Source organism: Paenimyroides ceti (assembly GCF_030409925.1).
The window spans coordinates 1,034,009-1,050,114 of record NZ_JAUFQU010000001.1; the positions used below are offsets into that span (position 1 = coordinate 1,034,009).

The 16,106-nt window shown below is 35.9% G+C and carries 13 protein-coding genes; 5 read left to right on the forward strand and 8 right to left on the reverse strand.

Annotation, left to right across the window (positions count from 1 at the left end; all coding sequences use genetic code 11):
• Both QW060_RS04860 and QW060_RS04865 read left to right on the forward strand, forming a co-directional pair.
• Positions 1-894 (forward strand): bestrophin family protein, encoded by an 894-nt coding sequence (locus QW060_RS04860; protein ID WP_290362528.1) that lies wholly within the window; start codon positions 1-3, stop codon positions 892-894.
• Between the two features lies 1 nt (position 895).
• Entirely contained in the window at positions 896-1,561 is a 666-nt protein-coding gene (locus tag QW060_RS04865) for a DUF2461 domain-containing protein (RefSeq protein WP_290362529.1), read from the forward strand.
• Positions 1,562-1,583: 22 nt separating this feature from the next.
• Here the strand turns inward: QW060_RS04865 and QW060_RS04870 are convergent, their stop codons facing one another.
• Positions 1,584-2,828: a cation:proton antiporter gene (locus tag QW060_RS04870; protein WP_290362530.1), complete on the reverse strand. Its 1,245-nt coding sequence runs from the start codon at positions 2,826-2,828 to the stop codon at positions 1,584-1,586.
• A gap of 30 nt (positions 2,829-2,858) precedes the next feature.
• Positions 2,859-4,238, reverse strand: a complete 1,380-nt coding sequence (locus QW060_RS04875; RefSeq protein WP_290362531.1) for an aldehyde dehydrogenase — start codon at positions 4,236-4,238, stop codon at positions 2,859-2,861.
• A 125-nt stretch (positions 4,239-4,363) separates the two neighbouring features.
• Between QW060_RS04875 and QW060_RS04880 the strand changes: the two genes are divergently transcribed.
• On the forward strand, positions 4,364-4,828 hold the full coding sequence (locus tag QW060_RS04880) for a copper resistance protein NlpE (RefSeq protein ID WP_290362532.1): 465 nt from the start codon (positions 4,364-4,366) through the stop codon (positions 4,826-4,828).
• Between the two features lie 52 nt (positions 4,829-4,880).
• Here the strand turns inward: QW060_RS04880 and QW060_RS04885 are convergent, their stop codons facing one another.
• The 3 genes from QW060_RS04885 to QW060_RS04895 all read right to left on the reverse strand — a co-directional run bounded on the left by QW060_RS04885 (position 4,881) and on the right by QW060_RS04895 (position 8,017).
• Complete coding sequence (locus QW060_RS04885; protein ID WP_290362533.1) at positions 4,881-6,275, reverse strand: leucyl aminopeptidase family protein; 1,395 nt, start codon at positions 6,273-6,275, stop codon at positions 4,881-4,883.
• Positions 6,276-6,347: 72 nt separating this feature from the next.
• Positions 6,348-7,562: a multidrug effflux MFS transporter gene (locus QW060_RS04890; protein WP_290362534.1), complete on the reverse strand. Its 1,215-nt coding sequence runs from the start codon at positions 7,560-7,562 to the stop codon at positions 6,348-6,350.
• Between the two features lie 128 nt (positions 7,563-7,690).
• Positions 7,691-8,017 (reverse strand): DMT family transporter, encoded by a 327-nt coding sequence (locus QW060_RS04895; protein ID WP_290362535.1) that lies wholly within the window; start codon positions 8,015-8,017, stop codon positions 7,691-7,693.
• Between the two features lie 177 nt (positions 8,018-8,194).
• On the opposite strand from QW060_RS04895, the gene QW060_RS04900 reads away from it, so the two are divergent.
• The gene (locus QW060_RS04900; RefSeq protein WP_290362536.1) at positions 8,195-9,382 is read left to right on the forward strand and encodes a hypothetical protein; all 1,188 of its coding nucleotides are present in this window, start codon (positions 8,195-8,197) and stop codon (positions 9,380-9,382) included.
• Between the two features lie 49 nt (positions 9,383-9,431).
• Here QW060_RS04900 and QW060_RS04905 read toward each other — a convergent pair whose 3' ends face one another.
• Positions 9,432-10,259, reverse strand: a complete 828-nt coding sequence (locus QW060_RS04905) for a UbiA prenyltransferase family protein (RefSeq protein ID WP_290362537.1) — start codon at positions 10,257-10,259, stop codon at positions 9,432-9,434.
• 138 nt (positions 10,260-10,397) lie between these two features.
• Between QW060_RS04905 and gcvP the strand changes: the two genes are divergently transcribed.
• Positions 10,398-13,247, forward strand: a complete 2,850-nt coding sequence (gene gcvP, locus QW060_RS04910) for an aminomethyl-transferring glycine dehydrogenase (RefSeq protein ID WP_290362538.1) — start codon at positions 10,398-10,400, stop codon at positions 13,245-13,247.
• A gap of 64 nt (positions 13,248-13,311) precedes the next feature.
• Here the strand turns inward: gcvP and QW060_RS04915 are convergent, their stop codons facing one another.
• Both QW060_RS04915 and QW060_RS04920 read right to left on the reverse strand, forming a co-directional pair.
• Positions 13,312-14,643 carry an MFS transporter gene (locus QW060_RS04915; protein WP_290362539.1) on the reverse strand — a complete coding sequence of 444 codons (1,332 nt, stop codon included), beginning with the start codon at positions 14,641-14,643 and terminating at the stop codon, positions 13,312-13,314.
• Between the two features lie 23 nt (positions 14,644-14,666).
• Positions 14,667-16,052 carry a porin gene (locus QW060_RS04920; RefSeq protein WP_290362540.1) on the reverse strand — a complete coding sequence of 462 codons (1,386 nt, stop codon included), beginning with the start codon at positions 16,050-16,052 and terminating at the stop codon, positions 14,667-14,669.
• Between the last annotated feature and the right edge of the window lie 54 nt (positions 16,053-16,106).

Here is a 16,106-nt window from a genome sequence, read left to right on the forward strand (position 1 = left end):
ATGAAGATATACGATACAAAAGGCTGGCTGGTATTTATTTTTAAAATACACAAATCCGATACGATTCAAAAATTATGGCCTACAATTTTGTTAATGGGCTTGCTTTCATGGTTGGTGGCGTATATTGAAATCGACTATTTGGAACTTCCTCAGAATTCAGGTTTGAAAAATATTGCCATGCTGCACGGGGTAATTGGTTTTGTGTTATCTCTTCTATTGGTTTTTAGAACTAATACAGCTTATGATCGCTGGTGGGAAGGCCGGAAAGCATGGGGAAAACTCATTAACGATGTACGGAATATTGCTATTAAACTCGACAGTGTATTGCCGGAAGATGATAAAGCCAATCGAAGTTTCTACGCTAATAAATTAAAGATGTATGCCCGTATTCTGCATACCCATCTTACGAACGAATCTACAAAATACATGCTGGATGAAAGTGAGCATCCTGAATTTGATGATTATCTCAAATCACAGCACCCGCCATCATCCATTGCCGGAAAGATGCGGAAGATGACTCAGAAACTATCTAAAGATGGCGTAATTATGCCAGAGGATAAATGGACTATTGATCAGCTTTTAAATGGTTTGATTGATGTTGCAGGAACCTGTGAACGGATTAAAAATACTCCCATTCCGTTTGCTTATGCACTGTTTATTAAGAAGTTTATCTTTGTATATGTAATAACACTACCCATCGGATATGTTTTTACAACCGGATATTATATTGTACCTTTGGCTATGGTCGTGTTTTATGTATTGTTGAGTCTTGAGCTTATTGCTGAAGAAATTGAAGACCCTTTCAATGGCGGTACAGATGATCTGCCAACCAATAAAATAGCTGAAAACATCGGCAGAAATGCTACAAATATTCTTATGCAAAATTTCAAATAATATGGACAAAAGTATCTTTGATTTTTTAAAGCAAATCGAAAAAAATAATAATCGCGAATGGTTTTCTGAAAACAAAAATAGATATGATAAAGCGGCTGCAGAGGCTAAAATATATTTTACCAAAATATATGATGAGTATGCAAAACGCGATCATCTGGAAGCCATGAAAATATACAGAATTTATAGGGATGTTCGATTCTCAAAAGATAAAACACCTTATAAAAATCATTTTTCTATGTTTATGGCACGTACCAAACCCTTTTTAAGGGGCGGCTACTATTTGCATATCGAACCCGGAAAGAGTTTTGCCGGAGGAGGTTTCTGGGAACCCAATAAAGAAGATTTATTCCGGATTCGCAAAGAAATCGAACTTGACGACCGTGAATTGCGTGCGATTATTGAAGATAAGACCTTTAAAGATACATTTGGAAACCTCACAGGTGACGAATTGATAAGCGCTCCTAAAGGTTTTGATAAAAATCATCCGGCAATTGATCTGATCCGAAAGAAGCAATTTCTGGTTTCTAAATCATTTACAGACAAAGAAGTACTTGCTCCTGATTTTACAGAAAAAGCAGTAGCTGTTTTTACAGCAATGCGTCCTTTTTTTGATTATATGTCAGAAGTGCTGACTACCGATTTAAACGGAGAATCATTATATAAATAAAAAAGAGGCTTATGCCTCTTTTTTATTCTTCTTTTAAAACTTTTTTAGCTACTTTACCAACGGTGAGCCCCTGTACTACAATTGAAAATAAAACAACAATATAAGTAATCTCCAGTAGCGTATCTTTATATTCGCCATTAGGCATTGATAAAACCAATGCTATAGAAACACCTCCTCTGATACCGCCCCAAACCATGGTTATTAAAGAACCTCGTGTATAAGTATTTCTGCGCAAAATTGATTTCAGTGGTATTAGTATCGACATCATTCGCGAAAACAAAACAATGAAGATGGCTACGAATCCTAAAACCAGCTGTTCTTCCAGATCAGGCAACAACAAGAGCTCAAAACCGATAAACAGGAATAAGATGGCATTCATAATCTCATCAATCAGCTCCCAGAATTTACCTAAATAATCTCTGGTTGTCTCATTCATTGAATGTGTTTTTCCATAATTTCCGATAATAAGACCTGCGATTACCATTGCTAAAGGAGAAGACACATGCAGTTGTTTGGCTACGAGGAAACCACCCATTACAATGGATAAAGTAATCAGAACAGAGACTTTATAATCATCTATTTTTTTCATAACGTTAGAGGCTGTAAAACCGAGTAAAGTTCCTAATATAACACCTCCGCCGGCTTCAATTAAAAACAGGCTCGAAACAGAGGCAAAGGTCACTTCAAAGCTGGCATCAGTAGCCATTTTTAAAACTACGGCAAACATGACTACAGCTACTCCGTCATTAAATAAAGACTCCCCTGTAATCTTGGTTTCAATGTGCTTCGGTACTTTTGCCTGTTTAAGAATTCCCAATACCACAATAGGATCGGTAGGTGAAATGAGCGTTCCGAACAACAGACAGAAGATAAAAGGTATTTCAATACCAAACAAAGGAGCTACATAAAATAACAGACCTGCAATGATAAAGGCTGAGAGTACTACACTTATGGTAGCATACGTGGCTATTGAGCTTTTCTGATCTTTGAGATCGGCAATATTCACATGGAGAGCACCCGCAAAAAGCAGAAAGTTAAGCATAGCGCCCATGAGGATTTCATTGAAATCAAATTGCTGTATAAGTTCAAAAAACTCTTTAGTAGTCTGAGGAAAAAACTGATCTCCTACCAGACGGATTCCTAAAGAAACCAACACAGCTATGATCATAATACCGATCGTAGCGGGTAATTTTAAAAACCGTAAATTGAGATAAGCAAATAATGAGGCAAGTACAATTAAAACTGAAAAGGTATAGTATAATTCCATGGGAGATAAATTTTCTGCAAAATTAATGCATCATTTTAACAATGAAAGTATTTTTTTTATAAATGTCAATTTATTTTGGTAGGGAGGATATTTCATCTTTAAATCCAGCCAGTTTTTTCTATGGACTATCGTTTTAGAATGACTAAAGGCATCAAAAGAAAATTTGCCATTATAATTACCCATACCACTTTCTCCAAAACCTCCGAAAGGAACTCTGAGATTGATGATATGAGAAAGGACATCGTTGATACAACCGCCTCCAAATTGTAATTTGTCCATAAACTTTTTTGCTTTTTCAATTTCGCCTGAAAACATGTAGAAAGCAAGAGGTTTCGCATTTTGCTGATTGTATAATATCACTTCTTCCAAGTCATCATACGTAACTATTGGTAAAACAGGTCCGAAAATTTCTTCCTGCATCACAGGATCCTGCCAGTTTACATTGTCAAGTATTGTAGGTGCTATATAAAGTTCCTTTACATCGTGTACACCTCCAAAAATGATCTGTTCGGGTTGCAGATAACGAATCAAGCGGTTGAAATTTTTTGCATTGATGATTCTCGGATAATCTGTATTGTTTTGAATATCCGAACCATAGAAATCAAGAATATATTGTTGTAGCAACGCGATAAATTTTGGTTTACTTTTTTTTGCAATCCATATAAAATCGGGTGCGATACAGGTTTGTCCGGCATTTACAAATTTACCGAAGACAATTCTCTTAGCCGCCAATTCCAGATTTGCAGATTCTGTAATCACACAGGGGCTTTTTCCTCCAAGTTCCAATACAACCGGGGTCAGGTGTTTTGCTGCCGACTGATAAATTATTTTACCTACCTGCGTGCTGCCGGTAAAAAAAATTTTATCGAATTTATTTTCGAGTAGCTTCGTTGTCACATCTGCATCACCAAGAACAGTTGTTACCCATTCACTTTGAAATGTTTCCCTTATAAGTTCTTCCAGAATTAATGCAGTATAAGGAGTGAGTTCAGAGGGTTTTAGCACTACCGTATTTCCTGCTGCTATGGCAGCTATCAAAGGTCTGATCGCTAATAAAAAAGGATAATTCCAGGGTGCGATAATCAGTACGGATCCGTAAGGCTGTTTATAAATATATTCTGAAGAAGGAAAATTAAGTAAAGAAGAACGTACCCTTTTCGGACGGCTCCATCTGTTCAGATTTTTCAGATGATGATCAATTTCAAGATACAAAATCGAAATTTCTGTAACAAATCCTTCAAAGGGAGACTTTTTAAAGTCTTGCTGCAATGCAGAGAGTATCTTTGCTTCCTTCTTTTCGATATTTGTTTTTAAAGCCGTAAGAAGTTGCTTTCTATTCTCTAAAACAAGTGTATGGTTTGCGTTAAAGAAAGTACGTTGCTTATGCAGCAGGGGATAAAACGAATTCATTCTTTTTTTATTAAAGATACTGTTTTTTGATTTTTCTACAGAAAAAATAGTATCTTTAAGTAATATACTTTACGTTATAATAGTAATAATAGCAGTTTAGAACACAAAATTAAAAAGATATGAATATGAAAAAAAGTTTATTAGCAATCGCCTTTGTAGGAATCGCTTTAGTATCCTGTAAAAAGAAAGAAACAACAACCGATGGTATGGATGGTGTTAACAAAGACACCACTACCATGAATCATGACGGACATTCTCATACTTCCGAAAATTCACTGGACTGGGCTGGAACTTATAAAGGAACGCTTCCATGTGCTGATTGTGAAGGAATAGAAACGGTGATTACTCTTAATAAGGATGAAACATTTACGCATAAAGCAACCTATATGGGAGCAAAAGCAGGTACTGAAAGAACAACTTTTGAAGATAAGGGGACTATTATGTGGCACGATGGTTCGGTAGTACATCTTAAAGGTAAAGATACTGATGTTAAATTAAAAGTAGGGGAGAATAAACTGATACAATTAGATCAGGAAGGAAATGAAATTGATGGTGCTCTGAAAGAACATTATGTATTAACCAAACAATAAAAAAAGAAGCTTTAAAGCTTCTTTTTTTATATAATCTTTCAAAAACAAGAATTTATTTATTATAATGTGCAAGAAAATGGGAGAGTGCACGGATACCAGTTCCTGTACCGCCCAATCCTTTGTAATTTTCAGGACTTTCAGTAAAAGCTGGTCCTGCAATATCTAAATGCACAAAAGGATATTGTGCAAAATGCTCTAAAAATTTCCCTGCTGTGATGGTACCTGCATATCGGCCACCAATATTCTTTAAATCAGCAACTGAAGATTTGATCTGCTCTTTATAATCGTCCCACAAAGGTAGGTGTACCATACGTTCGTATACATGATTACCTGCATTCAATAAAGAATTATTTACAGCATCAGATGCATTACTCATCATGCAGGCTGCTCGTGTCCCAGCTGCTACCAATGCTGCTCCGGTAAGAGTTGCGGCATCAATTATCAGTTCCGGTTCATATTGATTACTATACGCAATAGCATCTCCTAAAATAAGTCTTCCTTCAGCGTCAGTATTGAGCACTTCTACAGTAGTACCGTCAAACATCGTAATGATATCGCCTGGTGCATACGCATCTCCACCGGGTCTGTTGTCAGTTGCCGGAATCAATCCAATAAGATGTACATTCAGCTTGTTCAATGCAGCAGCATATATAGTACCTGCCATACAGGCAGCGCCACCCATATCCGATTTCATAGAATCCATAGAACCCGCAGTTGGTTTCAATGAAAGACCTCCTGTGTCATATACCACTCCTTTACCTACTAAAACAACAGGTTTGCTGTTAACAGGGTTTTCAGGTTTATATTCGAGAATTGTAAATGTCGGCGGTTGTACAGAACCTTTATTTACAGCTAATAAACCACCCATTTTTAATTGTTCTATTTCATCTTTCTCAAGTATTTCTACTTTAAAATCAGAAGCTTCTCCGATGGCTACAATTTCTTTAGATAACTGTTCTGCTGTTAAAAATGAAGTAGGCTCATTTACCATATCTCTTGCCCAGCAAACCGCTTTGATGATATTATTAAGCTCACTGATACGGGCAGTATCCATATTTCCGTTTAAATAAATATGTTCAAGATGATTTCTTTTATCTTCGGCATCTTTAAAATATTTTAAAAACTGGTAATTAGACAAAGCCAGACCTTCAGCAACTGCCAGTGCAGATTCTCCGTTTCCAAGAATGGTAAGGGTTGTTTCTTTTCTATCCAGTTTCTGACGGATATTAAAACCCGAAACACGCATTTTTTCTAAATCAGACTGTTCTTTTACAAAGAAAAAGTACTGTTTTCCTATCTTTAGATAATCTTCTTTTGTCTCAGATGTTTGAAAATCCGTATATTGTTTTTTTACAAAATCGGGAAAATTACCTTCCAAAACTGATGTTGGGCTGATAAGAAAAACAAAAGAAAAATCGTAATTTATTATTTTTGAAAATTGTAACATATGCTAAATTTTAATTGAACTATCAAATGTAGTAAATTCTGTTTAATTCCTCGGATATAGATCCAAACTGTATTATTTGTTTATGATAACTCCAGATCTTTTTTTTCTGTTTTTGACCTGTACAAAACCGATGAGCATAAACACCCCACTTCCACATATAAAAAGGCATATCATCATAGGAAATAAGCTGTCATCAGCTAAAAAGCTCACAAGACTTGACATAGAAGCACCAAATACCATTTGTATAAAACCAATAAGGGCAGAAGCACTTCCTGCATTTTTTGTAAATGGCGTCAAAGCCAATGCAGTTGCATTGGGTACCAGATGCCCCAGACAAAAGAGAAAACATACCAAATGAGCAACGAGTATTTCTACTGTAAGCAACTGAGTATTTTGCAGAACAATACCACTGACACCAATAGTACACAGTGCGACGGCTGAAAAAACAACTATTTTTTTAGATGAAAATTTATTCAACATTACTCGGTTTACCTGACTTCCTAAGATATATCCGAAAGCATTAAATCCAAAAATCAAACCGTATGTTTTTTGTGAAATACCAAAATATTCCATAAACACAAAAGGGGAACCGCTGATATAGGCAAACATACCTGACATGGCAAGACTTCCAATCAAGGCATAGAAAATAAACGTTTTATCAGACAGTACTTCTTTATAGTTTTTCATTATAGTAGGTATGCTCAGAGAATGAGATGCTTCTCTGGGCTGGCTTTCAGGTAAAAAGAATAATACTGAAAACAGTAATATCATTCCCAGTGAGGTCATAATATAAAAGATAGTACGCCATTCAGAAACGGTTAATACCCAGCTGCCGATAGTAGGAGCAATGATAGGGGCAATTCCTACGATGAGCATCAGAATAGAAAAAATTTTTGCTATTTCACTTACGGGAAATAAGTCTCTGACAATAGCGCGTCCGACTACCATTCCTACACAACCTCCCAATGCAAGTAATACTCTCATAGCAATCAGCCATTCGATAGTAGGTGAAAGTGCACACCCTATACTTGCAAGAATATATAAGGAAAGTCCGAAAATAAGAGGTTTTTTTCTTCCGAATCTATCGGTTACAGGGCCATAAAATAGTTGTCCGAAGCTGATACCGATAAAATAACCGGTCAGTGTAAATCCTACATGAGATAAGTCGGTTTTCAGGCTTTGGGCAATAGCTTTAAAAGCAGGTAAATACATGTCAATACTAAATGGTCCTAAAGCAGAAAGCCCTCCTAATACTAAAAGGATGGTATATTTTTGTTTTGTAGTCATAAAATTATGGCTGCAATGAGTTTAAGATAATTGCAAAAGAAATACAAAGTTATGGCTACAAAATGAAACAAAGAGTGTTTTGAGTAATTTTAACCTAAAGCACTCTTAACTGTTAATAATTAACGTTATTAATGTGAAACTGCTTTTAATCCTATAATAGATCCGATTAAAGTAGTAATAAAGAAGAGCCTCCAAAAATTTGCCGGATCTTTAAAGAAAAAGATGCCTACCAAAACGGTACCGACAGCTCCGATACCCGTCCATACAGCATAAGCTGTTCCTAAAGGCAATGACTGTGTAGCTTTGATCAGCAATGTCATACTTATGATACAGGCAACAGCAAAACCTCCATACCACATATAACTTTCAGTTCCGGTTGTTTCTTTGGCCTTTCCCAGACATGAAGTAAATAAAACCTCAAATAAGCCGGCAATAATTAAAATAATCCAATTCATAATATTGTTAATAATTTAGATCTGCAAATTTCTTTTGGAAACAGTAGAATTTATTTAACATAGGATAAATAATATTTTTTTATTTAAAAAAACATGTCTATGGGATAAAATTTTTTCTATAAATTTGATCGTATTTATTTGTAATTAAGTTGGTTATGATTTTTTAATAATTGGCAGATGAAAAAGTATGTTTTGTTTAGTTTTCTTTTGATTAATGTTACTTTGTTTGCTCAGACTAATAAAGAGATAATCAAAGAATCGACTTCTTATTTTTATTTGGATTCCTCAGGCAATTTTAACGGAGAGGGCGCTTTATTTATAAAAAAGAAAATAGTAGAATCGCAGTTTTTACTCCTTGGTGAACAACATGAAATCCATGCCATAGAGCTATTTGCAGAGAGATTAATTCCTTATTTAAAAGAAAATGGATATAACCATTATGCTGCTGAAATTGGACCTGTAGCCTCTCGGAAACTTATGGAATTAAAGTTGCAATCTGTTTCTTTAAAATCATATTATGAAAAATATATGCCTCAAATAAATATGACTCCATTTGGTTTTTTTAGTACGATAGAAGAAGAAAAAACGCTTGAAAAATTAATGAAATATGATATAGCGATATGGGGAATTGATTTTGAAAACTATGGTTCTTATCTTTCTATTATTGATATGCTCTATGAAAATTCGGATAAGAATAAAATCTCCAAACAGCTATACCAGAGTCTGTATTCGTATGTTGCGTCTGAATATAAAAAAGGGGAAAATAATTTTAATCCTGCTCTGATGAACAATTTGTTGCATTCAAAGGAGATGAATGTTTTTTTGGATCTTACAGATAATGAAATGAACAATTTTATAATAAAACAATTCAAATTGTCTTTGGAAATAAACCATCAATTGACCTTAGGGTATTGGCATAGGAGAGTTGAAAATATGAAAAAAAATTTCGCTGAATACTATCACTCTGAAAAAGCAAAAGAAGATACAGTCAAGGTAATTGTAAAGTTGGGTGCTGTGCATACAGCAAGAGGAACAAGTTTCAGCGGTGATACTGAAATAGGAAATATGATTTATGAGTTGGCAAACATCAATCGTGCAAAATCATTTTCAATAATCACATTTCCAAGATACATTCAAAATCCAATAACCGGAAAAACAGAAGATGTAGCGGATGAGGAAAGTAAAGAACTATTGGGTTGTGTTGATTCAAACCAATGGAGTGTCATAGATTTAAATAAATTGAAAACATTAAGTATCCGGTATAATATTACTTTGAGTAAAAATATCAATAGTTACATTCAAAAGTATGATGCAATACTCATCCCTCCGGAAACTAAATACTCCATAAAGATCATCGAAAATTAATGTCATTTTTTAAGGAGTATTGTCATCCTCAAAAAATAAAAGCTTGTTATTATTTATTTCCCAATAATAAAACCAGCAGATACCATACAATAGGTAAACTCTCTACCCAAAAAAGCGTATAATATTTTGATTGTTGTGCATTCGCAAAAAAGGTGAAAACTCCGGTAATGCTTATTAAAATAAGATTGATAAACCATTGGTATTCATAATAACCAATTTTAAGAAATTCAAGCCCGTAGAAAGCAAGAAGTAAGAAATAGATCAGCGATTTGGTTTTGGGTACGCCGATGGTTTGAGGCACTGTTCTTAAACGGATATCATCATATTTCAAATCATTAATCTCAAAGATTAAAATCAATATCAGTGTCAGGATAAAACGTTGTAGAAACTTATAAAAAATATCATTACTGATGGCAATATCGGCATTGAGTAATGGAATAATTAATGTAACCGCTGCCCAACAGAAAGACACAATATAAATTTTTATACCTGCCAGATTTCTCAGGTTGCTTTTGTTTTTTGCAATCGGAATCAGATAAAAAAGACAGAGTAGTCCGATAACTGCAATACCTGTTTTTGCTGCTGTATTAAGAAAAACAAAAGTATATGAAGCAGATAGAGCAGCGAATACTGTAAGAATAGAAATAATCTTTAAGCTCAGAGTAGGTAGCCCTTTTTTTGAAATATAAGGAGCATATTTTATAACGTTATAACTGAAAACGGTTCCGGAAAAAATAAACAACAATACAGTCAGATCGGAAGGAATGGCTGCAAAATAGTACGTCATCTGTACCAAAGCTGAGGTAGCAATGCCTACGTGAATACTGGAATTCAAATAAAGATCAAAAACTTTAACGTATAAAGGACGCGCTGACATATCTCTAAAATTGATTCTTGATTTCTCTCTGCTTTATTAAAATTGATACTTATTATAAGCAAAATAAAAGAATTTATCTTTATTTTTGTTGTTTAAAAATTAAAACACAACTAAATTTTTTTTATTTTTTTTACGTAGATGAAAACAAATGCTTTTGCTTTGAGACATATCGGTCCAAGACCATCTGATATGCAGCATATGCTTAACACTATCGGTGTTAAAGATATTGAACAATTATTATTTGAAACTTTTCCTGATAAAATTCGTTTAGAAAAAGATTTAGAGCTGGATCCTGCTATGACGGAGTACGACTATATGTCGCATATTGTAGCTTTGGGTGCTAAAAATAAAGTATTCAAATCCATGATTGGTTTAGGATATAATGAAGCAATTGTTCCGGCGGCTATTCAAAGAAATATTTTTGAAAATCCGGGTTGGTACACAGCTTACACACCTTATCAGGCAGAAATTGCACAAGGAAGATTGGAAGCATTATTGAATTTCCAAACAACCGTTATTGAATTGAGCGGAATGGAAATTGCCAATGCTTCTCTATTAGATGAAAGTACAGCAGCAGCAGAAGCTATGGCTCTTCTATTTGATGTAAGAACAAGAGACCAAAAGAAAAATAATGCTAATAAATTCTTCGTTTCGGAAGAAATTTTACCTCAGACATTATCTGTATTACAAACACGTTCTACTCCAATTGGTATTGAGTTGGTGGTAGGAAATCACGAACAGTTTGATTTTTCTGAAGATTTCTTCGGAGCCATCTTGCAATATCCGGGTAAATACGGTCAGGTATATGATTATTCTGATTTCATCAATACAGCCAAAACAAAAGATATCAAAGTAGCTGTGGCTGCAGATATTTTATCTTTGGTACGCTTAAAATCTCCGGGAGAAATGGGGGCTGATGTTGTTGTAGGAACTACACAGCGTTTTGGTATTCCTCTGGGATATGGAGGTCCGCATGCAGGATTCTTCACTACTAAAGAAGAATACAAAAGATCCATGCCTGGACGTATCATAGGAGTATCTCAGGATGCGAATGGTAACCGTGCTTTGCGAATGGCATTGCAAACCCGTGAGCAACACATCAAACGTGAAAAAGCGACTTCAAATATTTGTACGGCACAAGTGTTACTGGCTGTTATGGCTGGTATGTATGCAGTATATCACGGTCCTCAGGGACTTCGTTTTATCGCAACTGATGTGCATTCAAAAGCGGTAACAATAGAAAATGAATTGACGAAATTAGGTTTTGAGCAATTAAACGATGCCTATTTTGATACTATTCTGATAAAAGCAGATGCGGCAAAAGTAAAAGAAATCGCTGAGAGAAATCAAGTGAATTTCTACTATCCTGATAACAACACCGTATCAATATCTGTCAATGAAACGATTTCATTAAAAGATGTAAATACAGTAATCAGTATTTTTGCTGAAGTAACTGGAAAGCCTTTTGAAGCCGTAACGGAATTGTCACAAGAAGCTTTGATCCCTGTAAAATTAGAAAGAACTTCACCGTTTTTACAACATGAAGTATTCAATACATATCACTCAGAGTCTCAATTAATGCGTTATATCAAGAAATTAGAGCGCAAAGATTTAGCTTTAAATCATTCCATGATTTCTTTAGGTTCATGTACTATGAAACTAAATGCAGCAGCAGAAATGTTGCCCCTTAGTTTACCATCATGGAACAATATACACCCTTTTGCTCCTGCATCGCAGACAGAAGGATACTTAACAATGTTGAAAAAACTGGAAGCACAATTAAATGTAATTACCGGTTTTGCAGGAACTACATTACAGCCTAATTCAGGTGCTCAGGGTGAATATGCCGGATTGATGGTCATCAGAGCTTACCATGAATCAAGAGGAGAAGGACATCGTAATATCGCTTTGATTCCAGCTTCTGCGCATGGTACAAATCCAGCTTCAGCTGCTATGGCAGGAATGAAAGTAGTGGTAACAAAAACGACTGAAGAAGGAAACATTGATGTGGAAGATTTAAGAGCGAAAGCACTTTTACACAAAGATAATTTATCATGTGTGATGATTACTTATCCTTCTACACATGGTGTGTACGAATCATCTATTATTGAAATTACAAGTCTTATCCACGAAAATGGGGGGCAGGTATATATGGATGGTGCGAATATGAATGCTCAGGTTGGATTAACTAATCCGGCTAAGATTGGAGCAGACGTTTGTCACTTAAATTTACATAAAACATTTGCGATTCCACACGGTGGTGGTGGACCTGGTGTTGGACCTATCTGTGTTGCAAAACATCTGGTAGAGTTTTTACCTACTAATCCTGTTGTTAAAGTAGGAGGAGAGAATGCTATTACAGCAATTTCTGCCGCTCCATACGGATCCGCTTTAGTATGTTTGATTTCTTACGGATACATTTCCATGTTGGGAGCTGAAGGTTTGAAGAAATCAACACAGACGGCAATTTTGAATGCTAACTATATGAAAGCACGTTTAGAGCAACATTTTACCATCCTTTATACAGGTGAATGTGGCAGAGCAGCACACGAAATGATTGTTGACTGTCGTATGTTCAAACAAAACGGAATTGAAGTTACGGATATAGCTAAGCGTTTAATGGATTATGGTTTCCATGCACCAACGGTATCGTTCCCGGTAGCAGGAACTTTGATGATTGAGCCTACAGAATCTGAAGATGTGGCAGAGATTGATCGCTTTTGTGATGCCCTTATTTCAATCAGAAAAGAAATTGAAAGCGTTACAGCAGAGGATACCAACAATGTATTGAAAAATGCACCACATACATTGGCAATGTTAACGGCAGAAAACTGGGAACAACCTTATTCCCGTCAACAGGCGGCTTATCCTTTAGAATATATTGCTGAAAATAAATTCTGGCCTTCAGTACGACGTGTAGATGATGCGTTTGGAGATAGAAATCTCGTTTGCTCATGTGCACCGATTGAAGCTTATATGGAAAGCTAATATAAATTGGAGATAAAAAATGCTAATCAAACGATTAGCATTTTTTTTATCTTTTTCCCAAAAATTAAGAATTAAAAGTAGAGTTTTTTCGGGTATCTTTCATAAAGAAATACACGAGTAAAGAGGCAAAAATACAGGCTGTTACGTACCAGTAAAAATAATCTTCGTGACCGATTTCCTTAAACCACAGCGCTACATACTCAGCTGTACCCCCAAAGACAGCTACTGTAATAGAGTAGGGAAATCCGACTCCTAAAGCTCTGATTTCTGTTGGAAAAAGCTCTGCCTTTACAACTGCGTTAATAGATGTATAACCGCTAACAATAATCAGCGCAATCATAATGATAAGAAATGCCTGCCAGATACCGTTTGCCGGAGATACATTTTGCAGACTTGTCAACAAGGGTACAGTCGCTAATGTTCCTAAAATACCAAAACCCAATAACAGCGGTTTTCTTCCGATTTTATCTGACAATATACCAAATATCGGTTGTAATCCTGCAAAAATAGCTAAAGAAAGAAAGGTAATAAGTGTAGATTCATTTTTGCTGAAACCTGCTGTATTGTATAAAAACTTCTGCATATAGGTGCTGTAAGTATAAAAAGCAACCGTACCTCCTAAAGTAAGACCCACTACGATAGCTAACGATTTCGGATGCTTTAGTAATTCCCGTATAGAACCTTCACTTTTTTGTTTTTTCTCTTCTGTTACGACCTCATTTTTGGATTGTTTAAAAGCCTCTGTTTCTTCCATATGCGACCGAAGATAAAGAGCAACTAAAGATAAAATAGCACCTATGAAAAACGGAATTCGCCATCCCCACTCATGCATCTGTTCATCTGATAAAAACAAGTGTTGCAGAATCAACTGTATTCCCAAAGCAATCAACTGACCACCGATTAATGTAACGTATTGAAAACTCGAATAAAAACCTCTCTTGTCAGAGGTTGCCATTTCACTTAAATAAGTAGCTGAAGTTCCGTACTCACCACCTACACTCAATCCCTGAAGCAATCGTGCAATAAGCAGTAAAATAGGAGCCAATACACCAATCGTGTCAAATGAAGGTGTCAAAGCGATCAAAAGGGATCCGAGTGACATCAGTAAAACGGATAACGTCATGGAAAATTTTCTTCCTGCTTTATCGGCTATACTTCCGAAAATCCATCCCCCTATAGGGCGCATTAAAAAACCTACAGCAAATATCCCGGCTGTATTTAATAATTGAGCGGTTTTATTACTTGAAGGAAAAAATACCGGAGCAAAATAGATGGCAAATGCTGAATAGGCATACCAGTCATACCATTCAACTAAATTTCCGACCGATCCGCTGATAATAGCCTTTATTCTTCGGGCCATGGTCATTTCATTTCCTGAAACTGTGGTAGTACTCATAATAGATTATTTAGGTTGTTTAATTATAAAAAGAACTGCATGGCAATCAATACTTCGCCTGCGTGTTTAAATACGGTTTTTGTCTCTGTATCGTAAAGAGGTCTGCTGGAATATTGTAATGATACTTTTGCATTGTGACCTACAAAATAAAAGTTTGTTCCAAAATCATAGTAATTGCCGGTCTCATTCAAGGCTTCCATGCTTTTTCTCGCATACGTTACATAGGGCTGAATTTGTACCGACTTGCTGAATCTTGGCAGCATATAGGCAAACTGTGTATGCCAGATAGAACCAGTTCCCAACAGCACTCTTCCGTTTCCTGCTCCTTCCAGTGCGGTCTGTCCGGTATACGCGGGATCAGCAGTTCCGGGATTGAGCAATGCGGTGGTACGCAAGTAATTTGGTCCGAACTGATAATTATAATACACACTGTAAATAGAAAGATAAGTGTCATCAGTAAGGGGAAGCTCACTGAAAATATCTATACCGAGTACGCGGATATCATGGTTCTCATAAACTCCTTCAGATGGCTGAGTCTTTGTTCCGTTTTTAGTAGAGTAAAATCCGGCACCAATATTCAATATTTTTTTTGAACCCAGATATGTTCCGGCAAGAAAAGGCGTTTTTTGAGATTCTGTTTCAAAAAACTGATACGAATAATAACCGGCAAAAGAGACATCACCTTTATTATTATCAACAGCTGTATTTCCGATTTTAGGTTCATTATTTGTCGCAAAAGGCTTGTTAACATTCATGCGGTACGTAAATTTTTTATACGAACCATGAACAAATACACCAAACTGACGGGACATCTGATCAGAAATTTCGATAGTAGGAAAATTGTAAACCGGCAGATCAGCAGTGAGCATTTTACTGGAACTGGCATTTGTTAACCTGCTGACCCCGTTCCAACTGTGCAATCCGGCACCCAGATACAGACTGAAATTATTTTTCTTTTTTGTTTCGGTATCCAATTCCGGTATCAGCGTATATTCACCATAGGCATCATGAAAAAAAACAGTAGCCTTCTTTCCGTTTCCCTGTGCTCCGGTACCCGATCCTCCGCCGGAAATAAAAGTCTGATTATTAAAACCGATTTGGTAAAACATAAGAAACTTAGGAGAGAGTTGTGCTAATGTAGATATCCGCATTCTACGGATTCCGGCATCGTAAGTACCGCGTTCCGGTTCTCCGTTTACCAGAGTTCCGGGATTGTTGTCTATGTATCGGAGCCAGGTTTGATTCCAGATACCGATTTGCATGTACTTTTGACCGCTTGGATCAAAATTGATTTTCAGGCTGCCAATATCATCACTGTTTTTTTTTAGTGAATCTGACTGCGAAAAAACAGGCGTTGCGAATAATGCAAACCAACAGAAACAAATATCTCTTATTATATGATTTTTCATTTTAAAGTAGAATTGTTGTTAACGGAGCATTAGTGATTAATTACTCACACTACA